Origin of the sequence: Pseudomonas sp. P5_152, from assembly GCF_033989915.1 — a bacterium.
Lineage (GTDB): Bacteria > Pseudomonadota > Gammaproteobacteria > Pseudomonadales > Pseudomonadaceae > Aquipseudomonas.
Map to the genome: position 1 here is coordinate 1,606,158 of NZ_JASFAH010000002.1, position 25,981 is coordinate 1,632,138.

Genomic DNA, 25,981 nt, shown 5'->3' on the forward strand with positions numbered 1-25,981 from the left:
AGCGCCTAGCGTTTGCGGCACAGCGTCAGGCCATCCCCCAGGGGCAATAACGACAGGTCGACCCGCGGATCATCCTTCAAGGCCAGGTTGAGTGCCTGGATGGCGCGGGTATCGGCACTCTCGGGTTGGCGCTCCAGGACCCGGCCACTCCACAGGGTGTTGTCGAACACCGCTAGGCCGCCGCTGCGCAACAAACGCAGGGCGCTTTCCAGGTAGGCCGGATAGTTGGCCTTGTCGGCATCGATGAAAATCAAGTCGAAAGCGCCGCCCTGCCCTTGCTGCTCGATCTGCTCCAGGGTCTGCAACGCCGGCGCCAGGCGCAGTTCGATGCGCTCGCTGAGGCCGGCTTCCTGCCAGTAGCGCCGCGCTGTGGCGTTGTAGTCACCAATGATGTCGCAGCAGATCAGTTGCCCGTCGTCCGGCAGGGCCGCGGCCATGCACAGGGCGCTGTAACCGGTGAACGTCCCCACTTCAATCACCCGGCGCGCACCGCTGAGCTTGACCAGCAACGCGAGGAACTGGCCCTGCTCCGGCGCTACCTGCCAACGTGCCATGGGCAGCGCCTGGGTTTCGTCACGCAGACGACGTTGCAGCGGCGTTTCGCGCAGCGAGACGTCGAGCAGGTACTGATAGAGGGCATCGTCGAGATTGAGCGTACGCGCGGTCATTACCACCTCTGCCAACCCGTTGTGAACTAGGGATTGTGCGCCAGGTGCTCGGGTTGCAGTACGCGCTTGGCGCTCAGGTAGGCTTTTTGCCAATAGGCTTTGGACAAGCTGTCGAGCTTGACCGTACCACCGGTAGCCGGCGCGTGCACGAAGCGTCCTTCGCCGACGTAGATGCCAGCGTGACTGACCCGTGAGCCGCCGTTGGTGGCGAAGAAGATCACATCGCCAGTCTGCAGGGCCTCTTTGCCGACGCTCGGGGCCTGCATGCCGATCATTTCACCGGTGGTGCGCGGCAGGGAAATACCCGCTGCATCCCGGTAGACATAGCCAATCAAGCCACTGCAATCAAATCCCGAATCCGGAGTATTACCGCCCCAGCGATAGGGTGTGCCCACCAGGCCCAAGGCGCGAAACAGCACGTCTTCGGCAGCCGGGGAGAAATTCTGGGTAGGGGCAAAAATCGGTGCGCGGACCACCTTGGCCGGTGGCGGCGTGCGACTGGCGCAGGCGCTGAGCAGCGCGACGCAGAACATGAGTGCAAGGCGGGCCGACATCGTCATTACCGAACATCCTGATCTGGCTGCGGCTGTCACTGCCGGGAGGCTGAAAACAAAACCGCGTAAGCAGGGCTTACGCGGTTAGTTGATCAACAATAGATCAGGATTCTAGCGGCTACGCGCCAAACTTCAAGTAAGACTTTAAGTTTGCACTACAAAAAGAAGGGGTATTGCCGGGAAGATGGTCTTTGCGCTGGCCGGCGCTCGCCTGGAGCGCCGTTGCCAGCCTGCCCGCTTACTTGCGGGCAGTGACCGTGGTCGGAGCCATGGCGAGGGCGCGCTTGGCTTCGATGAAGGTCTTGCTCCAGTAGCTGTCGCCCAGGCTATCGACCCGGACACCGCCGCTGCGGCTACTGCTGGAGTGGATGAACTGGTTGTCACCGAGGTAGATCCCGGCGTGGCTGACACGCCCGCGACGACCATTGGTGGCGAAGAACAGCAGGTCGCCCGGTTCCAGCTTGCTGCGCGAAACCAGTGGCGCATCAACGTTGATCATTTCGCGGGTGGAGCGTGGCAGGTTCATGCCCGCTTCTTCGCGAAACAGGTAGCCGATGAAGCCGCTGCAATCGAAACCGGCTTCAGAGGTACCACCGAAACGGTAACGGGTACCGATCAGGGACATGCCACGTTCGAGGATGCTGTCGGCCAGGACCGGCATCTGGTAAGGCTTGCGGCCCGCAAACGCGGCCAGCTCTTTTTCGGTTGCCAGTTCTTCCTGATAAACAGCGGAAGACTGCGCGGTAACAGAGTTCTTGACCTGTTGCTGGGGCTCTTGCTGGGACACTGGGGAGTGTGCAGCGCAACCAAACAACAGGGTGACGAGTGCGAGAGGCACGAGGGGTGCGAAGCGCTTTAGCATGGGCACGACCGTGGCTGAATTGTGTAAAGAAGCCGAGACTATGCCTTCTATCACCCTCATTTGCAAATTCAATCGATTTAAATGTGACTTTGCAGTTTCGCCCCGCCATCTAAGCGCTTAAGCCCATTATAAATCTGCACGCATGACGAACGCCGTTCGCCTGCGGGTTTTCTGACGCCTGAAATTTGCCGAAACGCGCTACAGGCCGCGGTTTTACCAGCCCAGGGTTTCTTTGAGGAAGGGAATGGTCAGCTTGCGCTGAGCCTGCAGGGACGCCTGATCGAGGCGCTCAAGCAGCTCGAACAGGGCACTCATGCTGCGGGTACCACGAGTCAGGATAAAATGCCCGACCTCGTCGGTCAGGTGCAGACCGCGGCGCGAGGCACGCAGTTGCAGGGCGCGCAGTTTGTCCTCATCGGACAGCGGACGCATCTGGAAAATCAACGCCAGGGTCAAACGGGACTTGAGGTCGGCCAGCTTGACCGGCAACTCCCGCGGCGAAGTCGACGCTGCGATCAGCAAGCGCCGACCACTGTCGCGCAGCCGATTGAACAGGTGGAACAGCGCCTCTTCCCAGTCTGCTCGCCCGGCAACCGCCTGCAGGTCATCCAGGCACACCAGCTCGTACTGCTCGAGGTTGTCGAGGATCTCGATACCCCGGTCCAGCAATTCGGCCAACGGCAGGTACACCGCCGGCTCGCCCAACTGCTCGAAGCGCAGGCACGCCGCCTGCAACAAGTGCGTACGCCCCACGCCGTCCTTGCCCCACAGATAGATCAGGCTTTCGGTCCAGCCGGCGTCGGCTTCGCACAGGCGTTCGACATAGCCGAGTGCAGCGGCGTTGGCGCCAGGGTAGTAATTGATAAAGGTGGCGTCATCACGCAGACGCACACCTAGGGGCAGCTGAATCGGTTTCATGCTGACTGAACAGTTCCAAAGGAACCGTTAGTGGCCTCTGTGTAAAGTTTGCAAAGTTTATACCCGTGAAGCCAGCCGCACAATGCAACAGACCATAAGCAAAATCAAAGGTTTGCGTTAACTTGCCAGTATCGGGCCAGAGGCACTCACGCCTCGGGCCCCTGGGCCCCACTGTACATTCCCGAATCCTTGTACAAATCTTGCACGTGACGCACCAGCACCATGATCACCGCCGCCACCGGTAACGCCAGCAGGATCCCGGTAAAGCCGAACAACTCGCCACCGGCCAGGATCGCGAAGATCACCGCCACCGGGTGCAGGCCAATCCGGTCACCCACCAGCAATGGCGTCAGCACCATGCCTTCCAGGGCCTGGCCAACCATGAACACCGCGACAATCCCGATCATCGGGTACGGGTCGCCACCAAACTGGAACAGTCCGGCAATCAACGCCGCGCCAATCCCGATCACAAAGCCCATGTAGGGCACGATGGCCGCCAGACCGGCAATCAGGCCGATCAACAACCCCAACTGCAGGCCGACCAGCATCAGGCCCGCCGCGTAGATCACCCCCAACGCCAGCATCACCAGCAACTGCCCGCGCACGAAGGCGCCCAGCACCTCATGGCATTCGCCGGCCAGCGACACCAGCCGCGCCTCACGATCACGCGGCAGCAGGCTGCGGATCTTGGCCATCATCACATCCCAATCGCGCAGCAGGTAAAAGCTCACCACCGGGATCAACACCAGGTTGGCCAGCAACCCGATCAGCGCCAGGCTGGACGCCGTGGCCTGGCTCAGCACCACCCCGACGATGTCGGTGGTCTGCCCCATGTGCTCACTGATGGCAGCCTTGACCTTGTCGAACTTCCAGAACCCGTCCGCCAGCCCCAACTTGGCCTGCACCCATGGCATCGCGGTGTGCTGCAGCCAGTCGAGCATCTGCGGAGCCAGTTCGTACAGGCTGAACAACTGCTTGGCCAGCATCGGCACCAGCACCAGCAACAAGGCCATGACGATCAAGGTGAACACGGCAAACACCGCCACCACGCCCCAGGTCCGCGACAGACCGTACTTTTCCAGACGGTCGACCATCGGATCGAACAGGTACGCCAGCCCCAGCGCCACCAGGAACGGCGTGAGGATCGGGTGCAACAGATAAATGAACAGACACAGCAGGACGACCCCACCCAGCCAAACCCAACGCCGCGAATCGGCCATGTACCACTCCTGCTTCTATATAGGAAAAGAAAAACTACCAGCGAAAACTCAATTGCGCCTTGGGTGCTGCCGCCACTGCCGCAGGCGTACCCTCGGCGCCCGGGGCCAGTGGCGCAGGCGCCGCTACGGGCACCTCCTGCAACTTGGCCAGGCTCAACTGCGCACGCAGTTGCTCGCTGCTGCCATTGACCCGATACACGATCCGGTCACCCACCACCCGCTGCAAACGGGCACCAAAGGGCTCCAGCAAGCGCCCCAGCGCAGCATAACGTTCAAGGTTCATGCCCTGCACTTCAAGCACCTGCTCGCCGGACGCCCCCGGCTTGGAGGCAAAGCGCGGCGCCAGGCGCTCACTCACTGCCAGCAACACCGCGTCGGCAACCTCCGCGCTATCCGCCCCCTGCACGCTGCCCTGCTCACGCTGGTCTCCCAGCCACAGATGCCATTTGGCCTGCCATGCACCGCCATCCTCACGCGCATGTACCGCCAGCAGGCCATCGGCACCATAACGCTCGGAGGCGCTGCGCAGCGCAGTGGCATCATTACCTTGCAGATTGGGTGCGGTGGCGACCAGTTGCTCGCTCAGGTCGGCCAGCGGCAGGCGCAAGGGTAACCCACGATGCTGGGCCGCACGGCGCAAGGGCTCTGCACTGGACTGGCCGTCGCCCACCAGGCTCGAGCCTTCACTGGAGTCGTTGAGCCACCAACCGAGGATCGACGGCCGATTGGCGCCCCACACCGCCAGCCCGGCCTGGCGCAACGCGCGATCGGTGCTCGCCGGATCGAATTCGACCTGCAGGCTTTCCGGCGGCCCGGCATCGTAGCCGTACTGGCTGATGATTTGTTGCGGGTCCTTGCGCAAGGCGGCCAGGCCGGGGCTTTGCAAGGCCTTGGCATCTCCGGTAAGGCGCAACACCAGGGTGTCGAGCGCACGCTGGGTGGCCTGGTCGCGCTCTTGCGGGGTCTGGTTGCTGACCGGTTCGCGCACCTGATAGAGACCTTTGACGGTTTGGGCCTGGCTGGCCAGGCTGAGCACTGACAACACACCGGCAAACAACAATTTACACAGACGCATGGAAGATTCCCGACGACAGAAAGCGGCTGGAACGCACCGCATGAATCAATTTGAACAGGGCTGTGACCACGCGCCCCAGCAAAACATTCACGCGATCGCTGGAAGTTTTTACTCCGTCATAACCATAGACGGTAAACAGCTCTACCTTATACAGCGACACACGAGATCTCCAACGCCGGCATTTTTTGCTTTTTTTTGCCGATATGCCCCTGCCCGTCGGCCCGAGGATGGCCGCTGCCCCTCAAGCCTGATAAAATCGCGCGCCTTCGCAGACCGGCAATGGCCGGGTGATCTGAAATGTTTTGCGCGGCACTCCCGCCAGGACGCTTTCAGCCTTCCCGCCAGACTCGGTCGTTACCCCTGAATCCCCCCTAAAGGCCTGGATCATGAGCAAGCAACCCTCCCTGAGCTACAAGGACGCCGGTGTAGACATCGACGCCGGTGAAGCATTGGTCGAACGCATCAAGAGCGTCGCCAAGCGCACTGCGCGCCCGGAAGTCATGGGCGGCCTGGGCGGTTTCGGCGCCCTCTGCGAAATCCCGGCCGGCTACAAGCAGCCTGTACTGGTTTCCGGCACCGACGGTGTTGGCACCAAGCTGCGCCTGGCACTGAACCTGAACAAGCACGACAGCATCGGCATCGACCTGGTGGCCATGTGCGTTAACGACCTGGTGGTGTGCGGCGCCGAACCGCTGTTCTTCCTGGACTACTACGCCACCGGCAAGCTCAACGTCGAAACCGCCACCCAGGTGGTCACTGGCATCGGCGCTGGCTGCGAACTGTCCGGCTGCTCCCTGGTTGGCGGCGAAACCGCTGAAATGCCTGGCATGTACGAAGGCGAAGACTACGACCTGGCCGGCTTCTGCGTCGGTGTGGTCGAGAAAGCCGAGATCATCGACGGCTCGAAAGTGGCCGCCGGCGACGCCCTGCTCGCCCTGCCTTCGTCCGGCCCGCACTCCAATGGCTACTCGCTGATCCGCAAGATCATCGAAGTATCCGGTGCCGACATCGAGAACATCGAACTCGATGGCAAGCCGCTGACCGACCTGCTGATGGCGCCGACCCGCATCTACGTCAAGCCGTTGCTCAAGCTGATCAAGGACACCGGCGCTGTAAAAGCCATGGCCCACATCACCGGTGGTGGCCTGCTGGACAACATCCCACGCGTCCTGCCAAAAGGCGCACAAGCCGTGGTTGACGTTGCGAGCTGGACCCGTCCTGCCGTGTTCGACTGGCTGCAAGAGCAAGGCAACGTCGACGAAAACGAAATGCACCGCGTGCTGAACTGCGGCGTGGGCATGGTCATCTGCGTCGCTCAAGAGCACGTTGAAACCGCGCTGAACGTGCTGCGTGAAGCCGGCGAGCAGCCTTGGGTCATCGGTCAGATCTCCACCGCTGCCGAAGGCGCGGCTCAGGTTGAACTGAAGAACCTCAAGGCTCATTGATGTCCAAGACCTGTGATGTGGTGGTGCTGTTGTCCGGCACCGGCAGTAACTTGCAGGCCTTGATCGACGACGCACAGCATGCGGACAACCCTGTCCGCATCCGCGCCGTGATCTCGAACCGCGCCGATGCCTACGGCCTTCAGCGCGCCAGGGACGCGGGTATCGACACCCGCGCCCTGGATCACAAGGCTTTCGAAGGCCGCGAGGCCTTCGATGCCGCCTTGATCGAACTGATCGATGAATTCCAGCCCAAGCTGGTGGTACTGGCCGGTTTCATGCGCATTCTCAGCGCTGATTTCGTGCGCCACTATCAGAGCCGCCTGCTCAATATCCACCCTTCGCTGCTACCCAAATACAAAGGGTTACACACTCATCAGCGAGCGTTGGAGGCCGGCGACACTGAACACGGATGCAGCGTGCACTTCGTTACCGAGGAACTCGACGGCGGCCCACTGGTCGTACAGGCAGTAATACCGGTAGAGTTGCATGATTCGCCGCAAAGTCTGGCGCAACGCGTACACGTACGCGAACACCAGATTTATCCGTTGGCTGTTCGCTGGTTTGCCGAGGGCCGCCTGAGCCTTGGCGAAGAAGGTGCTTTACTGGATGGCCAGTTGCTCGAGGCCAGCGGTCACTTGATTCGTAACTAGGAGATTTTATGCGTCGCGCCCTGCTCTTCGCTTGCGCTCTGTTCGCCCTGCCACTCGCGCAGGCTGCAGACCTTCAACCGTTCTCCGCCAGCTACACCGCCGACTGGAAACAGCTGCCGATGAGCGGCACTGCCGAACGCAGCCTGGCCAAACAAGCCAATGGTGTCTGGAAGCTCAGCTTCAAGGCCTCCATGATGATTGCCAGCCTGACCGAAGAAAGCACCCTGACACTCGACAAGGACACCCTGCTGCCGCAGTCGTATCACTTCGAGCGTGGCGGCCTGGGCAAGGCCAAGAAGGCTGATCTGGATTTCGACTGGACCACCAAGATGGTCACCGGCACTGATCGCGGTGACGCGGTCAAGATCCCGCTGAACCGCGGCATGGTCGACAAATCCACCTATCAGCTCGCCCTGCAGCACGATGTCGCCGCCGGCAAGAAAAGCATGAGCTACCAAGTGGTCGATGACGGCGAAGTCGATACCTACGACTTCCGCGTCCTGGGCTCCGAGAAAGTCGACACCAAGGCCGGCCAGATCGACGCGATCAAGGTGGAGCGCGTACGCGACCCGACACAAAGCAAACGCATCACCGTGATGTGGTTCGCCAAGGACTGGGACTACCTGCTGGTTCGCCTGCAACAGGTCGAAACCGACGGCAAGGAGTACAACATCATGCTCCTGGACGGCACCGTCAACGGCAAGTCGGTCAAAGGCAGCTAAGCCTGGAAACACCCAAAAGCCTCGCGAAAGCGGGGCTTTTTTTCGCCTGTAGATTCGCCGTCACCGGCCCGCGAAGCCCTTCGGCTCATGAAACTTCTGTCATGAAACTTTCCAGCCTGCGACCGAATGTCACGCCCTGCACGGGCTGCAGGATTTTCTCAATTCCTGCAACAGACCGTTACCGATTCTGCTGATTTACTTAGCAAGCTATCAAAACATATAACAAAGGCCTGCACACGCCTTGCTGCAGATCAATCAGGATTGGAGCTAGCAGATGACAGTTAAAGTGACAGAACGCGACGATTCACACATGTCCCACGAAGGGGTAGCCGCCGGTATCCGCATCTGGGATGTGCATCAACAAGACTTGCTGGTGGGAATGTTTCATTCCGAAAGCGACGCCCACAGCTATCGCATCGAATTGGAAACCCTGGAGCAGCAACGCGAAACCGCTACGCGCTGACCTTTGAAAACTGCAGCCGCCAACCCAGCCAAGCGCCGAGGCTGGCGGCTGCAGACTCAGCTCAGTTCCAGTTGCACAAAGTGCAACGTCTCCTCGACTTTCATAGCCTGCAGTTCGTGGCTGATCCGGCCGCAACTGACTTTAGCGAACTGACAATGCCCCTCGCCCATGCCATCGTTCCTGACCGCAAACTGCACACTCGGCGGGTACGGTCGGTTTTGATCAAACGGCATGCCACAGGCGATCAGAAAATCAATTTTCGCCTCGATCTGCTCCGTCTCTTCATCTCGCTCGCCCTCTTCGAGCTGCGCGTAGTCCAGGCACACATTGATACTAAAAGGGCACAGTTCGATCATCGAGTTAAACAACATCGGACCATAACCCTGCGCCGTATTGTGCTCGGACAGCGCCGAACTGAGTTTGCGCACTTTGACTTTCAAGTTATCGGAAAGCTGAAAGTACCAATAACACTCATCACTGCCGACATTCCTGCCAAAGTCGATACCGGAAACATGGCGCTTTGGCCACATCGATAGCTCCGGGAAGCCGTCGCCCAGAAACTTGAAGTTACTCGCCAGCAACACTGAGTTGACCACTTCAAAATACTCACCTTGAGGATCCTCGACCTTGATCAAGCTGGCACAGGTGCCGGCCATCAGGACGACCCTGCCATAGTCGTTGAGCGGCAGCCACTTGATGAGCTGCGCGATACTCCCCGGCAGTTGCTCCAGGTAACAACTGCTCAGCTGCAGCAGCTCCTCCTCGGTGCCCGCACTGGCCCAGGGTACGTTCCAGAAGAACTCGGGCAAGGTGAAGAACAGGCACTGACTGTCGACGTAATCATTGATGGTCAGTTCGGCACTCAGGTTCAGCCTGTCACTGACGAATTGAACTCGCCGATCGAGTTCCTGGGTGACATAACTGACGATGCTCTGGCCCGGTTTACGCGCCCAGGAGAATTCCGAATGAAAGGTGGGTTGTTGCAAAGACGCAATAGTCACAAACATTAAGCACCTCAGAATCATTAATAGATCAAATACTCTCCTTGCCGTTGGGCCATTAAAAGATCAACCGCAGGATCGGTATTACACCGACCTGAAGCCAGACATAAATAAATATTAACCGCCGTATAACAGAAGAGCCCGAAAGAGCGTAGCGATACACTCTTTCGGGCTCAACATGTTTGACCGCCTGAAGTACTAACGCGTGTGTAGTTGTCGCCAACTACCCATGTCGTATTACCACATCAGATCATCAGGAATCTGATAGGCCGCATACGGATCGTCCTCGGCATCGACCTCTTCGGTCTGCACGTTCATCTGCACGATGCGCTGTGGATCGCGCTCCTGGATCTTCAGCGCAGCCTCACGTGGGATCACTTCGTAGCCGCCGCCATGGTGGACGATGGCCAGCGAGCCGCTGCTGAGTTTGTTGCGCATCAGGGTGTTGACCGACAGGCGCTTGACCTTCTTGTCGTCAACGAAGTTGTAGTAGTCCTCGGTGGTGAGCTTGGGCAGGCGCGAGACTTCGATCAGTTGCTTGATCTGTGCGGCACGGGCCTTCTGCTCGGCTTTCTCCTGCTGCTGGCGGTTGAGCTCCTGGTCGCGCTTGACCTTCTCGGCCATGGCTTCCTGGGCCAGGCGCTGCTGGCTGTCGTCGAGCTCGATCTGGCCTTTGTGGGCCAGGCGTTGTTGCTTCTGCTTTTCTTTACCGACCTGCTTGGCCTGCTTTTGATTGACCAGCCCTGCTTTGAGCAACTGGTCGCGAAGGGAAATGCTCATGTGCTTACTCACTTAGGCAACTGCTCAACCGCAGCTGGGCAAATTCTTTTCCTGACGTTTGGCTTCGCCCCACAAGGCGTCCAACTCTTCGAGGGTGCAATTTTCTATGGGTTGGTGCGTGTCGCGCAATGCCTGTTCGATAAATCGGAAACGTCGCTCAAACTTGGCATTGGCCCCGCGCAGCGCGGTTTCCGGGTCGACCTTGAGGTGCCGCGCCAGATTGACCACGGAAAACAACAGGTCGCCGACCTCGTCACTGATCGCCGCCTTGTCGTTATCGGCCATGGCCTCAAGCACTTCATCGAGCTCTTCACGCACCTTGTCGAGCACCGGCAACGCATGCGGCCAATCGAACCCTACCTGCCCGGCGCGCTTTTGCAACTTGGCCGAACGCGACAGCGCCGGCAGCGCACTGGGCACATCGTCGAGCAAGGACAACTGCTCGGGTGCCTGGGACTTCTCGGCCCGTTCTTGCGCCTTGATCTGCTCCCAACGCTGCTTGACCTGCTCCTCGTCGAGGCGCGGGACATCCAGCGGTGCGTACAGGTCGCCAGTGGGAAACACGTGGGGATGACGGCGGATCAACTTGCGGGTGATGCTGTCGATGACGCCGGCAAACTCGAAACGCCCCTCCTCTCGGGCCAACTGGCTGTAGTACACCACCTGGAACAGCAAGTCGCCCAATTCACCCTGCAAGTGATCGAAGTCCCCGCGCTCGATGGCGTCAGCTACTTCGTAGGCTTCCTCCAGGGTGTGCGGGACGATGCTCTTGTACGTTTGCTTGATATCCCACGGGCAGCCGTACTGCGGGTCGCGCAGACGGGCCATGAGGTGCAGCAGGTCTTCAAGTGAATACATCAAAACGGCCTCTGCCCGCTTACTGTAGGAGCGAGCCTGCTCGCGATGGACGTTAACGATGACGCGCGTCATCTGAATAAATGCGTCGCCCTCAAATCCTTCGCGAGCAAGCCGCCAGCGGGCCCGCTCCTACAATAAAGCTCTTGCGTCTTATGGCGTACGATTACGCCGGGTCTCAATGATGTTTGGCAACTGGGAAATTCGCCCCAGCAGCCGCCCCAAAGCGTCCAGCCCCGGAATCTCGATGGTCAGGGACATCAACGCAGTGTTGTCCTCCTTGTTCGAGCGGGTGTTGACCGCCAGCACGTTGATCCGCTCGTTGAGCAGCACTTGCGAGACGTCACGCAGCAGACCGGAGCGGTCGTAGGCACGGATGATGATGTCCACCGGATAGGTGAGCACCGGCACCGGGCCCCAGCTGACCTGGATGATCCGCTCGGGTTCGCGCCCGCCCAGTTGCAACACCGAGGCACAGTCCTGGCGGTGAATGCTGACACCGCGGCCCTGGGTGATGTAGCCGACGATCGCGTCGCCTGGCAGCGGCTGGCAGCAGCCGGCCATCTGCGTCATCAGGTTGCCCACGCCCTGGATCTGGATGTCGCCGCGCTTGCCGGGCTTGTAGCCGGTGGCCTTGCGCGGGATCAGCTCCAACTGTTCGTTGCCGCGTTCCGGCTCCACCAGTTGCTGCGCCAGGTTGACCAGTTGGGCCAGGCGCAGATCGCCCGCGCCCAGGGCTGCGAACATGTCCTCGGCGGTTTTCATGTTGGCCTTGTCGGCCAGCTTCTCGAAATCCACCTGCGGCAGGCCGAGGCGATTGAGCTCGCGCTCGAGCAAGGTCTTGCCCGCCGCGACGTTCTGATCGCGCGCCTGCAACTTGAACCAGTGGACAATCTTGGCCCGGGCCCGCGAGGTGGTGATGTAGCCCAGGTTCGGGTTCAGCCAGTCACGGCTCGGGGTGCCGTGCTTGCTGGTGATGATCTCGACCTGTTCACCGGTTTGCAGGCTGTAGTTGAGCGGCACGATACGCCCGTTGATCTTTGCGCCACGGCAGTTGTGGCCGATCTCGGTGTGCACGCGGTAGGCAAAGTCCAGCGGCGTCGCGCCCTTGGGCAGGTCGATGGCATGGCCGTCGGGGGTGAAGATGTACACCCGGTCCGGCTCGATATCGACCCGCAACTGTTCGGCCAGGCCACCGATGTCCCCCAGCTCCTCGTGCCACTCGAGCACCTGGCGCAACCAGGAGATTTTCTCTTCGTAGTGGTTGGAGCCGGACTTGACGTCGGTGCCTTTGTACTTCCAGTGCGCACAGACCCCCAACTCGGCTTCTTCGTGCATGGCGTGGGTGCGGATCTGCACTTCCAGCACCTTGCCCTCGGGACCGATCACCGCCGTGTGCAACGAGCGGTAGCCGTTCTCCTTGGGGTTGGCGATGTAGTCGTCGAATTCCTTGGGAATGTGCCGCCACAGCGTGTGGACGATGCCCAGCGCGGTATAGCAGTCGCGCATTTCCGGCACCAGCACGCGCACCGCGCGCACGTCGTAGATCTGGCTAAACTCCAGACCCTTGCGCTGCATTTTGCGCCAGATCGAATAGATGTGCTTGGCTCGGCCGCTGATGTCGGCATCGACACCGGTGGCCTGCAACTCGCTCTGCAACTGGTTCATCACGTCACTGATGAAGCGCTCGCGGTCGAGGCGCCGCTCATGCAGCAACTTGGCAATCTGCTTGTACTGGTCCGGTTCCAGGTAACGGAAGGACAAGTCCTCCAGCTCCCACTTGATATGACCGATCCCCAGGCGATGGGCCAGCGGCGCGTAGATATCAAAAACTTCCCGGGCGACCCGGTTGCGCTTTTCGTCGTCGGCGGTTTTCACCGCGCGGATCGCGCAGGTGCGCTCGGCGAGCTTGATCAGGGCCACACGGACGTCGTCGACCATGGCCACCAGCATCTTGCGCAGGTTTTCCACCTGGCCCTGGGTGCCCAGCACCATGGACTGGCGCGGGCTCAGGCTGGCGCTGATGGCCGCCATGCGCAGCACGCCGTCGATCAGCTTGCCGACCACCGGGCCAAAGCGCTGGCTGACGTTGGGCAGTTGGATCTGGCCTTCGCGCACGCCACGGTAAAGAATCGCCGCGACCAGGGAGTCCTGGTCGAGCTTGAGGTCGGCGAGAATTTCCGCGATCTCAAGCCCGGTACGAAAACTCGAGGTGCCTTCGGACCACAGGTTCTTCGCCGCATTGTCTTGCTGCTCGGCCTGGCGAGCGAACTCGCAGGCTTCCTTCAAGGCTTCGCGATCCAGTGCTGGATCGACACTGACCGCATGATCGAGCCAAGCCTCGAGATTGATACTGCCGTCGGTGTTGATCGGCTGGTGTGCTCTCACCTGTACCATCTTGCTTACCTTCCCTACGACGCAGATTCAATGCGTCAAATCGCTGACCTTCGTTGCCCATGCGCCCTCGCTGGGCTGCTGCGAGTGCGGCATGGGCGGCCCAGTCGGACCAGACGAGCATCCTAGCTCGCTTCAAATAACGCCATGGCCTCGACATGTGCCGTCTGAGGAAACATATCGAGGATCCCGGCACGTTTTAACCGGTAGCCCTGCTTGATCAATTCAACCGTGTCGCGCGCCAGCGTTGCCGGGTTGCACGACACGTATACCAGGCGCTTGGCGCCGAGCGAGGCGAGTGTGCGCACCACCTCGAAAGCACCATCACGCGGTGGGTCCAAGAGTACCGCACAAAAGCGTTCCTCGGCCCATTTGGCATCAGCCAAAGGCTGGGATAAATCGGCCTGAAAAAACCTGGCGTTATGCAGATTGTTGCTAGCGGCATTGGCAGCAGCGCGCTCGACCATGGTCTGCACGCCTTCCACAGCCACCACTTCGCGCACCTGCTGGGCCAGCGGCAAGGCAAAGTTGCCCAGGCCGCAGAACAGATCCAGCACGCGTTCCTCAGCCGTCGGTTGCAGCCAGTCCAGGGCCTGGGCCACCATCGCCTCGTTGACCGCGGCATTGACCTGGACAAAGTCCCCCGGCCGATACGCCAGCTCCAGGTTCCAGCGTTCCAGTCGATAGCCCAGCGCCTGGCCGGCATCCACCGGTTGTGGTTCACCTTCGCCATGCAGCCACAACTGGGCTTGATGGAAGGCGCAGAATTCCTTGAGTATGTTCAGGTCGGCGTCGGACAGCGGTGCCATGTGCCGCAACAACACGGCCAGCGAAGAACCGGCGAACAACTCGACATGCCCCAGGGACTGCGGTTTGCTCAAGCGCCGAAGCATCTCGGGCAAACGACTCATGATCGGTTGCAAGGGCTGTACCAGCACCGGGCAATCATCGATGCCTACGATGTCCTGGCTACCCGCGGCACGGAATCCGACTTCCAGCTTCTTCGCCTTGATGTCCCAGCGCACTGCCACTCGGGCGCGACGTCGATAGGCAAATTCCGCCCCGCTCAGCGGCGCAGCCCACTCTTCGGGCTCGACCCCGGCCACCTTCGACAACTGCTCGGCGAGCATGCGCTGTTTCAGGGCCAGTTGTTCGTTATGGGGCAGATGCTGCACGCTGCAGCCACCGCAGCGCCCGGCATGGACACAGGGGGCAGGACGGCGCAGGTCATTGGCGACAAATACTCGTTCGGTACGGGCCTCGACCACTTTGCCATGGGCGCCAAGGACCCGCGCCTCGACCTCCTCGCCCGCCAGGGCGCCGATGACGAACCAGGTGCGTCCTTCGAAAAACGCGATGCCACGACCGTCATTGGCCAGGCGCTCGATGCTCAAGCGCTGCTTTTTACCGGTCGGGATTTGCGGGGCCTTGCTGCCGCCCGTGGGCTGGAAACGCAGGCCTCTCGGTTGCTTGGCCATCAGTTGGGCGCATCGAAAATGCCGGTCGACAAGTAACGGTCGCCCCGGTCGCAGATGATCGCGACGATCACCGCGTTTTCAACTTCCCGGGACAGCCGCAGCATCGCCGCCACCGCGCCACCCGAGGAAACGCCACAGAAGATGCCTTCCTCGCGGGCCAGTCGACGGGTCACGTCTTCAGCTTCGCCCTGGGCCATGTCGACGATCCGGTCGACGCGCTCGGCCTGGTAGATCTTCGGCAGGTATTCCTGGGGCCAGCGGCGGATGCCCGGGATCGCCGAGCCTTCCATCGGCTGCAGGCCGACGATCTGCACGCTGGCGCTCTGCTCTTTCAAGTAGCGCGAAACGCCCATGATGGTCCCGGTAGTGCCCATGGAACTGACAAAGTGGGTAATGGTGCCCTGGGTCTGGCGCCAGATCTCCGGGCCGGTGGTGGTGTAGTGCGCCTCGGGGTTGTCACCGTTGGCGAACTGGTCCAGCACCTTGCCACGGCCCTCGGCCTCCATGCGCTGGGCCAGATCGCGGGCGCCTTCCATGCCCTCCTCCTGGCTGACCAGGATCAGCTCGGCACCGTAGGCCGTCATGGCGGCCTTGCGCTCGGCGCTGGAGTTGTCGGGCATGATCAGGATCATCTTGTAACCCTTGATCGCCGCCGCCATGGCCAGGGCGATCCCGGTGTTGCCGGAGGTCGCCTCGATCAGAGTGTCGCCGGCATGGATCTGCCCACGCAACTCGGCACGGGTGATCATCGACAACGCCGGACGGTCCTTGACCGAACCCGCCGGGTTATTGCCCTCAAGCTTGAGCAGCAGGGTGTTGCTGGTCTCGCCAGGCAGGCGCTGCAAACGGACCAGCGGGGTGTTGCCGACGCAATCGGCGATAGTTGGGTACTGCAAGGTCATGGCGTATTCGCAATCCAGACTGCGGGGGCGCCCATCATACCGGCAAACGTGCGCGGGCCATATCACGCAAAGTACGGTGCTTATGGCTGATAGCTATAAGCAGCTATTACGCTGTCGAGCGCCCGATCAGACGGCAGAGGGATGAGCCAGCAGGCGCAGGTGCAGGCACAATCCCCCTCCGGTGTTCTGCGCCCACAACTGCCCGCCCTGGCGTTGCACGGCATTCCTGGCAATGCTCAAGCCCAGCCCGAAACCGCCATTGCCCGGGCGCGAGCCGTCGAGGCGGGTGAAGGGCAGGAAGATCCGTTCCAGGTCGGCCTCCGCCACCCCACCGCCCTGATCCTCCAGCCAAAGGTGCCAGAACTCGCCGTCACGGCGACCGTCGAGGCGAACGCAGGCGCCCTCGGGGGAATGCCGGATGGCGTTGCGCAGAATGTTTTCCAGGGCCTGGGCCAAGGTGTTGAGGTTGCCGCGCACCCAACACTCGGCGTCGACCGCGCATTGCAGTTGGGTACTGGGCCAGGCACTTTCGTAGCAGGCGTTTTCCGTGAGCATTTCCCACAGCGCCTGCACCTGGATTGCCTCGTCCGGCAGGGGCGCACGCTCGGTATCGAGCCAGGCCAGTTGCAGGGTGTCTTCGACCAGGCGCTGCATGCCATCGACTTCACGGCCGATGCGGTCCCGCAGTTGCGCCAGGTCCTGTTCGCTTTCGCTGGCCACTCGCAGGCGACTCAGCGGGGTGCGCAGTTCATGGGACAGGTCACGCAGCAACTGCTGTTGCAGCGCCACCGTGCTTTGCAGCCGTTCGGACATGTGATCGAAGGCGCGCCCCAGTTCACCCAGCTCATCCTTGCGATTGGTGGTCTGGCTCGACAGGCGCACGCTCAACTGGTCCGCCCGCCAGGCGTTGGCCTGCTCGCGCAGATTGTTCAGCGGTACCACCAGCAAGCGGTACAGCCCCACGCACAGGAGCAGGGTGAACAGCCCGGGAATCACCCCGTTGGTGATCACCCGCCAGAACACTTGGTAGCGCCCAGGCATGAAGCGCTTGGGCAATTCGAGCACCAGGCTGCCGACGCTCGAGTCCTGGGGAAAGGGAATACGCAGCCCGGGCAGGCGCTTGGCGTGGATCGGCCACTCCATGTCACGCAAAAACGTCAAACGCTGGATTTCCGGAGCGGTGAGTTCATGGCTGCTCAAGGATTGCAGCTCATTACTGATGACTCCCACCCAGCCTTTCTCACGCTGAGCCATGCCCTGCAGCCAGGCATCAACGCCGGCGCGCTGGCCCTGCTGCCAGGCCTGCTCGGCCTCTGCGGCGTAGCCCAAGAGGGTAGCCCGGGCCTCGTGGGACAGAAACTGGTTCTGCTTTTCCATGTAGCGGCCCCAGGACCAGCTCAGCCAGATCATCAGCAGGCAGAAGGCAACCAGTAGGCACGCCAGTTTCCAGAACAGCGAATGTTTGCCGGGGAGGTCAGACCACTTCATCGATGGCGCTCAAGACGTAACCTTTGCCCCACACGGTGCGCACTTCGCGCTCGCTGTAGCCGATGGCCTTGAGCTTGCGCCGGATCTGGCTGATGTGCATGTCCAGGCTGCGGTCGTGGGGTGCGTAGCCGCGTTGCAATACATGCTGGTAAAGGAAGGCCTTGCTCAGGACTTCGTCGCCATTGCGGTTGAGGGTTTCCAGCAGCCGGTACTCACTGCGGGTCAGGCCAGCCCACTGCTGGCCAAAATGCACATCGCACAGTTCGTCGTCGAACCGCAGGCTGTGGGCTTCAGTGTTGAGTGTCGGTGGCACGTGGCGGCGGTCCAGGGCCACCCGCCGCAGGATGGCTTCAATGCGCACGCGCAATTCGGCCATGCTGAACGGCTTGGGCAGGTAGTCGTCGGCGCCCAGGCGAAAACCGCTGATGCGATCCGCTTCCGCGCCCAGCGCGGACATCAGCAGCACGGGCGTCGAGTCACTGGTACGCAGGTCGGTCAGTACCGCCAGGCCATCCATGCCGGGCAACAGGATGTCCATCAACACCACATCGAAGGCCTGGGCACGGGCCAGCGCCAGCCCTTCCTTGCCGTTCTGGCACCAGGTGACCTGGAAACCACAACGTCCCAGGTGCTCATGCACATAAGCGCCGAGCACAAGGTCGTCTTCAATCGCCAGGATCCGGGGAAAGCCAACAGGTACGGGAGTCATTAGCTTCTGCAAGTAATTCTCAATCAGTGATTATTCAAGATTGCCCGGCCATGAGCAACCCGCGCGGCTGCCCGACGTCACGCAGCTGTCGGCGGTGCCGGGCAATTTGCCGAGATTGCCTGCCTGCAAATCGCTACACTGCGCAGGTATTGCGTGCCAGATAGGCGCATCGATGATCGATGAACGACGTAAGAGCAGGAGAGTGGCGTGCTGAAGAAAATGGGGATCAAAGGTCGCGTGCTCCTGCTGACCTTGCTGCCGACCAGCCTGATGGCCCTGGTCCTGGGTGGTTATTTCACCTGGATGCAGCAGTCCGACCTGCAGACCCAACTGCTCAAGCGCGGAGAAATGATCGCCGAACAACTGGCACCGCTGGTGGCGCCAGCAATGGGCCATCAGAACGAAGAGTTGCTGGAACGCATCGCCACCCAGTCGCTGGAACAACAGGACGTGCGCGCTGTGTCGTTCCTCGCCCCTGACCGCAGCCCTGTGGCGCACGCCGGCCCCTTGATGCTCAACCCGGCACCGACCGGCGACAACTCGCACCTGCTGCGCCGCTCCGGCAGCGATGCCACCCGCTACCTGCTGCCGGTGTTCGGCAAGCACCGCAACCTGGCCGGCGAAGTGATCCCCGATGAAGCCGATCGCCTGCTGGGCTGGGTCGAACTGGAGCTATCCCACAACGGTATGTTGCTGCGCGGTTATCGCAGCCTGTTCGCCAGCCTGCTGCTGATCGTCGGCGGGCTGATCTGCACCGCCCTGCTCGCCCTGCGCATGGGCCGCACCATCAACAACCCGCTCAACAGCATCAAGCAGGCCGTGGCCCAGCTCAAGGACGGCCACCTGGAAACCCGCCTGCCCCCGCTGGGCAGCCAGGAACTGGATGAACTGGCCTCGGGCATCAACCGCATGGCCAGCACCCTGCAAAATGCCCAGGAAGAATTGCAGCACAGCATCGACCAGGCCACCGAAGACGTGCGCCAGAACCTGGAGACCATCGAGATCCAGAACATCGAGCTGGACCTGGCGCGCAAGGAAGCCCTGGAAGCGAGCCGGATCAAATCCGAATTCCTCGCCAACATGAGCCACGAGATTCGCACCCCGCTCAACGGCATCCTCGGCTTTACCCACCTGCTGCAAAAGAGCGAACTTACGCCGCGCCAGCTGGATTACCTGGGGACCATCGAAAAGTCCGCCGACAGCCTGTTGGGGATCATCAACGAGATTCTCGACTTCTCGAAAATCGAGGCCGGCAAGCTGGTGCTCGACAGTATTCCGTTCAACCTGCGCGACCTGCTGCAGGACACCCTGACCATCCTCGCCCCCGCCGCTCACGCCAAGCAGCTGGAACTGGTGAGCCTGGTATACCGCGACACGCCGCTGTCGCTGGTGGGGGATCCGCTGCGCCTCAAGCAGATCCTGACCAACCTGGTGAGCAACGCCATCAAGTTCACCCGCGAAGGCACCATCGTTGCCCGCGCCATGCTGGAAGACGAGTTCGAAGACAGCGTGCAACTGCGCATCAGCATTCAGGACACCGGCATCGGCCTGTCCAACCAGGATGTCCGAGCCCTGTTCCAGGCCTTCAGCCAGGCCGACAACTCCTTGTCCCGACAGCCCGGCGGCACGGGGCTGGGGCTGGTGATCTCGAAGCGGCTGATCGAACAGATGGGTGGCGAGATCGGGGTCGACAGCACCCCAGGCGAAGGCTCGGAATTCTGGATCAGCCTAAGCCTGCCCAAGACTCGCGACGACATCGAGGACCTACCGGCCCCGCCACTGTTGGGACGTCGCGTCGCAGTCCTGGAAAACCACGAACTGGCGCGCCAGGCCTTGCAGCACCAATTGCAGGACTGCGGCCTGGAAGTCACCCCGTTCAACACCCTGGAAAGCCTGGCCAACGGCGTCACCATTGCTCATCAGACCGAGCAGGCGATCGACCTGGCGGTCCTGGGCATCACCTCCAACGACATGCCTCCGGAGCGGCTCAACCAGCACATCTGGGACCTCGAGCACCTGGGCTGCAAGGTGCTGGTGCTGTGCCCGACCACCGAACAGACGCTGTTCCACCTCTCGGTGCCCAACCCCCATAGCCAGTTGCAGGCCAAGCCGGCCTGCACCCGCAAGTTGCGCCGGGCTTTGTCCGACCTGGTCACCCCACGCCAGGTGCGCAGTGAACCTGGCGAGCCGCTGTCCAGCCGTCCACCCAAAGTGCTCTGTGTGGACGACAACCCGGCCAACCTGTTGCTGGTGCAAACCCTGCTCGAAGACATGGGGGCCAAGGTCCTGGCGGTGGAAAGTGGTTACGCGGCGATCAAGGCCGTGCAGACCGAAACCTTCGACCTGGTGCTGATGGATGTACAGATGCCCGGCATGGACGGGCGCCAGAGCACCGAAACCATTCGCCAGTGGGAAAGTGAACGGCATTGCACGCCGCTGCCGATCGTCGCCCTCACGGCGCACGCCATGGCCAACGAAAAACGCGCGCTGCTGCAAAGCGGCATGGACGATTACCTGACCAAGCCCATCAGTGAGCGCCAACTGGCGCAGGTGGTATTGAAGTGGACGGGACTGGCGCTGCGCAATCATGCGCCGGAGCGCGCCGACACCTATGGCAGCACCAGCGACCTGCTGGTACTCGACCCGGATGAAGGCCTGCGCCTGGCCGCCGGCAAGGCCGACCTGGCCGCCGACATGCTGGCAATGCTGCTGGCGTCTTTGGAGGCTGACCGCGAGGCGATTCGCGTGGCCCGCCAGAGCCATGACCACAATGCCTTGATCGAGCGGGTCCACCGCTTGCACGGCGCCACGCGTTATTGCGGGGTACCGCAGCTGCGCGCGGCCTGCCAACGCAGTGAAACCCTGCTCAAGCAGCAAGACCCCAAGGCCCATGCCGCGCTGGAAGAACTGGAACGCGCGATCAACCGCCTGGCCCTGCAAGCCCGGATCAGCGCCTGATCCAGGGCAATGGCGCCGGGCGCTCGAGGGATTAAACTCAACCTTTTGCCCGTCGATTCCAGGAGGACCGCATGCGCACCATTCTCTTCAGCAGCCAGACCTACGACCGCGACAGCTTTCTCGCCGCACCGGCCAACGCCAGTATCGAGCTGCACTTCCAGGCGGCACGCCTGAGCCTGGACACCGTGGCCCTGGCCGAGCGGTTCGAGGTGGTCTGCGCCTTTATCAATGACGACCTCAGCGCGCCGGTGCTGGAGCACCTGGCGGCTGGCGGCACCCGCTTGATCGCCCTGCGCTCGGCCGGCTACAACCACGTCGACCTGGCGGCCGCCAAGCGCCTGGGCCTCAGCGTGGTCCGCGTGCCAGCCTACTCGCCCCATGCGGTGGCCGAACATGCGGTGGCGCTGATCCTGGCGCTCAACCGGCGCCTGCACCGCGCCTACAACCGCACTCGCGAAGGCGACTTCACCCTGCACGGGTTGACCGGCTTTGACCTGTACGGCAAGACAGTGGGAGTCGTCGGCACCGGGCAGATTGGCGCTACGTTCGCCAAAATCATGGCTGGCTTCGGCTGCCAGTTGCTGGCCTATGACCCCTACCCCAACCCTGAAGTGCAAGCTCTCGGCGCACGCTACCTGCCCCTGGCTGAATTGCTCGCCGAGGCGCAAATCATCAGCCTGCACTGCCCGCTGACCGCCGACAGCAAGCACCTGATCAACAGCCAGTCACTGGCGCACCTGCAACCCGGGGCCATGTTGATCAACACCGGACGCGGCGCCCTGGTGGACACCCCGGCGCTGATCGAAGCCCTGAAAAGCGGACAGTTGGGCTACCTGGGGCTGGATGTGTATGAAGAAGAAGCCCAACTGTTCTTCGAGGACCGCTCCGACTTGCCCTTGCAGGACGATGTCCTGGCGCGATTGCTGACCTTTCCCAATGTGATCATCACCGCCCACCAGGCGTTCCTCACCCGCGAGGCCCTGGCGGCCATTGCCGCGACTACGTTGCAGAACATTACCGAGTGGGCCGCAGGTACCCCGCAAAACCGCGTCGAAGGCTGAGATTGGCTGATCGAAGGTCACATCCACGGGCCATGGGCGAGGGTTTCGCGTGCTAGCATATCGGCCATATTTGGAGGACCCATGGTCGAACACGATTTCCGCTATAGCCTGATGAACCCGCAACACACCCTGATCGAATGCCGCACCCTCGCGCCGGGGCGTTATCAAGTCACCGGCAACGGTGGCTCGATTCGCGCCGACGACGTGTTGCTGGTCACCCTCAAGGGCAGCAAGGACTTGTCCATGCGCCTGACCGTCGAGAATGTGCGTCACCTGCTCAAGCCGATGGGCCAGTGGGTTGCCATGGCCAGCGGTCCGGTGTTCGGGGAGTTGGCGATCCACAGCTGGCAGGTCAACTGCGACAACTGCGCCAAGGAGCTCAAGTTCGAGTTCGCGGTCGACACCTCACACGGTATCAAGGCCGAAAAGCCGGCCGCCACCGCGCGGATCGCCGAACTGGGCTGGACCACCGCTGGCGAGAAGCACCTGTGCCCGAAATGCCAGGAGCCCGCGTGATGAAACACCTAGTGCTGGCCGGGATGGCGGCTGTGGGCTTGTTGGGGTGCGCGGCCGAGCCGATGAAACTGCAACAGGAGCGCAGCTACATCCTGGAATGGATTGGTGAGCGTCCGCTGATCGACAGCAGCCACCTGACCATCACCCTGGGTGAAGACGGCCGGGCCTACGGCAACGGTGGCTGCAACCATTGGTTCGCTCCCTACACCCTGGACGGCAACCAACTGAGCTTCGGCAAAGTAGGCAGCACCCGCAAGCTGTGTGCACCGGCCTTGATGGAGCAGGAAAGACGCTTCCTGCAGGCGCTGGAAACCGTGCAACGCTGGGACATCTCGCCCATCGAGCAAGTACGCTTCTGGCCCGCCACCGGCAAACCCCTGCGCTGGTGGCCGGAAGAAGGCTGATCGGCCGATGATCGTTCCCACGCCCCGTGGGAACGATCAAGTGACACCAAGCGCCGCTTCAGTTCTTCGCTTGCAACGCTTGCAACTTGGCGATCACCCCCGCCGCCGTCTGCTCACCCATCATCTGCTCACGCACCTTGCCCTTGTCGTCGATGATGTAGGTCACCGGCAGCGCTTCGCTGCGCGGCAACTCAAAACGTTCGGCCGGATCCTGGGCCAGGACGGTAAAGTCGATGCCCAGTTTGTTGCTGGCGCTCTTGAGTTCCTCGCCCTGCACGTTGTCGAAGTTGACCCCGAAGACATTGATCTTCTGACTCTTGAGCTGTTCGGCCAGGGCGTTGAGCTCAGGGATCTCGGTCCGGCAGGGGCCACACCACTCAGCCCAGTAGTTGAGCACCAACCATTTACCGTCCAGGCGCTCCGAGGCCACCTTCTGGCCCAACTGATCGGTGCCGTAGTCGTAACCACAGCCTGCCAGCAGCAGGGTGGTGAAAAGTGCCAATGCCGCGCTCAATCGCCTTGTCATGGGGCTGATCCTTACTCGATAAATAAATTGCGCTGCGACCCATTGCCCCTGAAGGTTCTGGACTGCTCGCCGCACAGGTAGAATAGCCGCCACCTTACGCAAGATGCGACCCGCTCATGACCGATCTGACGCTTTATCACAACCCGCGCTGCTCGAAATCCCGCGGTGCGCTGGAACTGCTGGAGGCCCGCGGCCTGACGCCGACCGTGGTGCGCTACCTGGAAACCCCGCTCAATGCCGAGCAGTTGCACGGCCTGCTGGGCAAACTGGGCATCAGCGCCCGGCAATTGCTGCGCACCGGTGAAGACGAATACAAGAGCCTGAACCTGGCCGATGGGAACCTCAGCGAAGCACAACTGATCGCCGCCATCGCCGCCCACCCCAAGCTGATGGAACGCCCGATCCTCGAAGTCGGCGACCAGGCCGTGATCGGCCGGCCGCCAGAAAAAGTACTGGAGATCCTGCCGTGAGCGCGCCGTACATCCTGGTCCTGTACTACAGCCGCAATGGCTCGACCAATGAAATGGCCCGGCAGATCGCCCGCGGCGTCGAACAGTCCGGCATGGAAGCGCGTCTGCGCACCGTGCCGGCGATTTCCAGCGAATGCGAAGCCGTGTCGCCGGATATCCCTGACGAAGGCCCGCTGTACGCCAGCCTCGACGACCTGAAACACTGCTCGGGCCTGGCCCTCGGCAGCCCGACTCGCTTCGGCAACATGGCGGCACCGCTCAAGTACTTTCTTGACGGTACCAGTAACCTGTGGCTGACCGGCGCCCTGGTGGGCAAGCCAGCCGGGGTGTTCACCTCGACTGCCAGCCTGCATGGCGGCCAGGAAACCACCCTGTTGTCGATGATGCTGCCCTTGCTGCATCACGGCATGCTGATCACCGGCCTGCCCTACAGCGAGTCGGCCCTGCTGGAAACCCGTGGCGGCGGCACGCCCTATGGCGCCAGCCATCACGCCGGGGCCGACGGCAAGAGCGGCTTGAACGAACATGAAGTGGCGCTGTGCCGGGCCCTGGGCCTGCGCCTGGCGAAAACTGCACAGCAACTTGCCAGCGCCCAGCCAATGGAGAACCACCGTGGCTAAAAAGCCCAAGATCCTGCCGGCCATCGAGTGGCTGGAGCCACGCGTGCGGATCAGCCGCACCGCCAGCCTGCTGTGCTTCTTCGCCCTGGTCGGCCTGCTCTGCGCCTACTACCTGGTGTTTGCCGACCTGCACGGCGCACGACCCTGGGTGATCCTGCTGATCGAGCTGGTGCCCTTGCTGTTGCTGGCGCCGGGGATGATCAGCGGCAGTGCGCGCGGACACTCATGGATGTGCTTTGTGGTGAACCTGTACTTCATCAAGGGCGCGATTGCCGCGTTCGACCCCAATCGCCAGGTGTTCGGCCTGCTGGAAATGGGCGCCAGCCTGGCGCTGTTCTGCTCGGCTTTGCTGTATGTGCGCTGGCGCTTCCAGCTCAACCGCAAGTTGGCGGGAGAAGGCGAAACCTGCGCCGCCTGACAGGGCCTCATCGCGGCATAGGTATCTACATAACTGTGGTGCGACGTTGCACCTGTGGGCCTCTGGGGTGTTGGATTAGACCGAGTACATATCCATTTCTTCGGAAACGGCCACTTATGGTTCCGCTCTGACAGCGGCTCACTTTTGAGAGCGCAAAAGTAAGCAAAACGCTCTTGCCCCACCACTCGGTGCCTCGCTTAGGCTCGGCATGCCCGTACTCCGACATTGATTTGGGGGCCGCCGCAATGGGCCCTCCCTGGCCCAGTGCGGCTAAACCGGCGTCCTGCCGGTTTACCCCCCAAATCAATATCGGACTCCGGCCAGCGTGGTTAACGGGCGCCCAGGATCAAAAACAAAGCGAGGCGGCCTTAGAGCCGACCTGATCGTTGGAGCATGCGCGGTGTAGCTTCTACTTCCTAAGACGCTGACGAAGTCAGCAATCTTTTGATCTGGCTTTGGCTTTGGCTTTTGATCCTGGGGCGCCCCGTTAACCACGCTGGCCGAACGCAGGCTTGAATCCGTGGGTAACCCGGCAGGACGCCGGGTTAGCCGCCCCGCGCCATGGATGGCGCGTGGCGGCGGCCCACGGATTCAAGCCGGAGTGAGGGCACACCGAGCTTAAGCGAGGTGCCGAGTGGTGGGCAAGAGCCTTTTGCTTACTTTTGGGCTCCTCCAAAAGTGAGCCGCTGTAAAAGCGGAACCATAGGTGGCCGTTACCGAAGAAATGGATATGTACGCGGTCTAATCCAACATCCTGGCCGGCCCCCAGGTGAGCGAACTTCATGTGGGAGCTGCCGGGTGGCGCTCTGCTTGCCCGCGATTGG

27 protein-coding genes are annotated in these 25,981 nt (G+C 61.7%); 11 read left to right on the forward strand and 16 right to left on the reverse strand.

The genetic code is table 11. From position 1 onward, the window contains the following. Positions 1 to 5: 5 nt before the first annotated feature. The 7 genes from QMK50_RS07130 to QMK50_RS07160 form a co-directional block, all read right to left on the reverse strand. Positions 6 to 668, reverse strand: a complete 663-nt coding sequence (locus QMK50_RS07130) for a class I SAM-dependent methyltransferase (protein ID WP_095170339.1) — start codon at positions 666 to 668, stop codon at positions 6 to 8. Between the two features lie 26 nt (positions 669 to 694). After that, positions 695 to 1,228 (reverse strand): C40 family peptidase, encoded by a 534-nt coding sequence (locus QMK50_RS07135; RefSeq protein WP_095170340.1) that lies wholly within the window; start codon positions 1,226 to 1,228, stop codon positions 695 to 697. A gap of 232 nt (positions 1,229 to 1,460) precedes the next feature. Beyond that, positions 1,461 to 2,084: a C40 family peptidase gene (locus tag QMK50_RS07140; RefSeq protein WP_095170341.1), complete on the reverse strand. Its 624-nt coding sequence runs from the start codon at positions 2,082 to 2,084 to the stop codon at positions 1,461 to 1,463. 213 nt (positions 2,085 to 2,297) lie between these two features. After that, entirely contained in the window at positions 2,298 to 3,002 is a 705-nt protein-coding gene (gene hda, locus QMK50_RS07145; RefSeq protein WP_008033543.1) for a DnaA regulatory inactivator Hda, read from the reverse strand. 146 nt (positions 3,003 to 3,148) lie between these two features. Further along, entirely contained in the window at positions 3,149 to 4,222 is a 1,074-nt protein-coding gene (locus QMK50_RS07150; protein ID WP_095170342.1) for an AI-2E family transporter, read from the reverse strand. Positions 4,223 to 4,256: 34 nt separating this feature from the next. After that, positions 4,257 to 5,297 (reverse strand): DUF2066 domain-containing protein, encoded by a 1,041-nt coding sequence (locus QMK50_RS07155; RefSeq protein ID WP_320332845.1) that lies wholly within the window; start codon positions 5,295 to 5,297, stop codon positions 4,257 to 4,259. Next, positions 5,284 to 5,457, reverse strand: a complete 174-nt coding sequence (locus QMK50_RS07160; protein WP_162530191.1) for a hypothetical protein — start codon at positions 5,455 to 5,457, stop codon at positions 5,284 to 5,286. Before QMK50_RS07160 ends, QMK50_RS07155 begins: the two co-directional genes overlap by 14 nt. 226 nt (positions 5,458 to 5,683) lie before the next feature. Here QMK50_RS07160 and purM point away from each other — a divergent pair, with 226 nt between their 5' ends. From purM to QMK50_RS07180, 4 genes are all read left to right on the forward strand, one after another. Then, a complete protein-coding gene (purM, locus tag QMK50_RS07165; protein WP_095170344.1) occupies positions 5,684 to 6,742 on the forward strand; it encodes a phosphoribosylformylglycinamidine cyclo-ligase in 1,059 nt (352 codons plus the stop codon). After that, positions 6,742 to 7,392: a phosphoribosylglycinamide formyltransferase gene (gene purN, locus QMK50_RS07170; RefSeq protein WP_320332846.1), complete on the forward strand. Its 651-nt coding sequence runs from the start codon at positions 6,742 to 6,744 to the stop codon at positions 7,390 to 7,392. The genes purM and purN overlap by 1 nt, the downstream gene beginning before the upstream one ends. 8 nt (positions 7,393 to 7,400) lie before the next feature. Continuing rightward, on the forward strand, positions 7,401 to 8,114 hold the full coding sequence (locus tag QMK50_RS07175) for a DUF3108 domain-containing protein (protein WP_095170346.1): 714 nt from the start codon (positions 7,401 to 7,403) through the stop codon (positions 8,112 to 8,114). Between the two features lie 274 nt (positions 8,115 to 8,388). After that, positions 8,389 to 8,577 carry a hypothetical protein gene (locus QMK50_RS07180; RefSeq protein WP_095170347.1) on the forward strand — a complete coding sequence of 63 codons (189 nt, stop codon included), beginning with the start codon at positions 8,389 to 8,391 and terminating at the stop codon, positions 8,575 to 8,577. A gap of 56 nt (positions 8,578 to 8,633) precedes the next feature. Here QMK50_RS07180 and QMK50_RS07185 read toward each other — a convergent pair whose 3' ends face one another. The 8 genes from QMK50_RS07185 to QMK50_RS07220 form a co-directional block, all read right to left on the reverse strand. Beyond that, a complete protein-coding gene (locus tag QMK50_RS07185; protein ID WP_320332847.1) occupies positions 8,634 to 9,578 on the reverse strand; it encodes a hypothetical protein in 945 nt (314 codons plus the stop codon). 237 nt (positions 9,579 to 9,815) lie between these two features. Then, positions 9,816 to 10,358: a DUF2058 domain-containing protein gene (locus QMK50_RS07190; RefSeq protein ID WP_095170349.1), complete on the reverse strand. Its 543-nt coding sequence runs from the start codon at positions 10,356 to 10,358 to the stop codon at positions 9,816 to 9,818. A 24-nt stretch (positions 10,359 to 10,382) separates the two neighbouring features. Then, positions 10,383 to 11,216, reverse strand: coding sequence for a nucleoside triphosphate pyrophosphohydrolase (gene mazG / locus QMK50_RS07195; RefSeq protein WP_320332848.1), 834 nt, complete (start codon positions 11,214 to 11,216; stop codon positions 10,383 to 10,385). A 150-nt stretch (positions 11,217 to 11,366) separates the two neighbouring features. After that, positions 11,367 to 13,610 (reverse strand): GTP diphosphokinase, encoded by a 2,244-nt coding sequence (gene relA, locus QMK50_RS07200; protein ID WP_095170350.1) that lies wholly within the window; start codon positions 13,608 to 13,610, stop codon positions 11,367 to 11,369. A gap of 122 nt (positions 13,611 to 13,732) precedes the next feature. Beyond that, a complete protein-coding gene (gene rlmD, locus QMK50_RS07205; protein ID WP_095170351.1) occupies positions 13,733 to 15,085 on the reverse strand; it encodes a 23S rRNA (uracil(1939)-C(5))-methyltransferase RlmD in 1,353 nt (450 codons plus the stop codon). Next, positions 15,085 to 15,987 (reverse strand): cysteine synthase CysM, encoded by a 903-nt coding sequence (gene cysM, locus QMK50_RS07210; protein ID WP_320332849.1) that lies wholly within the window; start codon positions 15,985 to 15,987, stop codon positions 15,085 to 15,087. The genes rlmD and cysM overlap by 1 nt, the downstream gene beginning before the upstream one ends. Positions 15,988 to 16,113: 126 nt before the next feature. Further along, the gene (locus tag QMK50_RS07215; RefSeq protein ID WP_320332850.1) at positions 16,114 to 17,475 is read right to left on the reverse strand and encodes a histidine kinase sensor domain-containing protein; all 1,362 of its coding nucleotides are present in this window, start codon (positions 17,473 to 17,475) and stop codon (positions 16,114 to 16,116) included. Then, the gene (locus QMK50_RS07220; protein WP_320332851.1) at positions 17,462 to 18,184 is read right to left on the reverse strand and encodes a response regulator transcription factor; all 723 of its coding nucleotides are present in this window, start codon (positions 18,182 to 18,184) and stop codon (positions 17,462 to 17,464) included. Before QMK50_RS07220 ends, QMK50_RS07215 begins: the two co-directional genes overlap by 14 nt. 207 nt (positions 18,185 to 18,391) lie before the next feature. Between QMK50_RS07220 and QMK50_RS07225 the strand changes: the two genes are divergently transcribed. The 4 genes from QMK50_RS07225 to QMK50_RS07240 all read left to right on the forward strand — a co-directional run bounded on the left by QMK50_RS07225 (position 18,392) and on the right by QMK50_RS07240 (position 23,123). Beyond that, on the forward strand, positions 18,392 to 21,142 hold the full coding sequence (locus QMK50_RS07225; protein ID WP_095170355.1) for a response regulator: 2,751 nt from the start codon (positions 18,392 to 18,394) through the stop codon (positions 21,140 to 21,142). Between the two features lie 71 nt (positions 21,143 to 21,213). Continuing rightward, the gene (locus QMK50_RS07230; protein ID WP_159997490.1) at positions 21,214 to 22,203 is read left to right on the forward strand and encodes a 2-hydroxyacid dehydrogenase; all 990 of its coding nucleotides are present in this window, start codon (positions 21,214 to 21,216) and stop codon (positions 22,201 to 22,203) included. An 81-nt stretch (positions 22,204 to 22,284) separates the two neighbouring features. Then, positions 22,285 to 22,719 carry a hypothetical protein gene (locus QMK50_RS07235; RefSeq protein ID WP_320332852.1) on the forward strand — a complete coding sequence of 145 codons (435 nt, stop codon included), beginning with the start codon at positions 22,285 to 22,287 and terminating at the stop codon, positions 22,717 to 22,719. Next, positions 22,719 to 23,123 carry an META domain-containing protein gene (locus QMK50_RS07240; RefSeq protein ID WP_095170358.1) on the forward strand — a complete coding sequence of 135 codons (405 nt, stop codon included), beginning with the start codon at positions 22,719 to 22,721 and terminating at the stop codon, positions 23,121 to 23,123. Before QMK50_RS07235 ends, QMK50_RS07240 begins: the two co-directional genes overlap by 1 nt. Before the next feature lie 58 nt (positions 23,124 to 23,181). Here QMK50_RS07240 and QMK50_RS07245 read toward each other — a convergent pair whose 3' ends face one another. Further along, on the reverse strand, positions 23,182 to 23,649 hold the full coding sequence (locus QMK50_RS07245) for a TlpA disulfide reductase family protein (protein WP_320332853.1): 468 nt from the start codon (positions 23,647 to 23,649) through the stop codon (positions 23,182 to 23,184). Positions 23,650 to 23,765: 116 nt separating this feature from the next. On the opposite strand from QMK50_RS07245, the gene arsC reads away from it, so the two are divergent. The 3 genes from arsC to QMK50_RS07260 are packed head-to-tail and all read left to right on the forward strand — an operon-like array spanning position 23,766 to position 25,157. Next, positions 23,766 to 24,119, forward strand: a complete 354-nt coding sequence (gene arsC, locus QMK50_RS07250; protein ID WP_159997496.1) for an arsenate reductase (glutaredoxin) — start codon at positions 23,766 to 23,768, stop codon at positions 24,117 to 24,119. Next, the gene (gene wrbA / locus QMK50_RS07255; protein WP_320332854.1) at positions 24,116 to 24,739 is read left to right on the forward strand and encodes an NAD(P)H:quinone oxidoreductase; all 624 of its coding nucleotides are present in this window, start codon (positions 24,116 to 24,118) and stop codon (positions 24,737 to 24,739) included. The genes arsC and wrbA overlap by 4 nt, the downstream gene beginning before the upstream one ends. After that, the gene (locus tag QMK50_RS07260) at positions 24,732 to 25,157 is read left to right on the forward strand and encodes a DUF2069 domain-containing protein (RefSeq protein WP_095170362.1); all 426 of its coding nucleotides are present in this window, start codon (positions 24,732 to 24,734) and stop codon (positions 25,155 to 25,157) included. Before wrbA ends, QMK50_RS07260 begins: the two co-directional genes overlap by 8 nt. Positions 25,158 to 25,981: the final 824 nt, after the last annotated feature.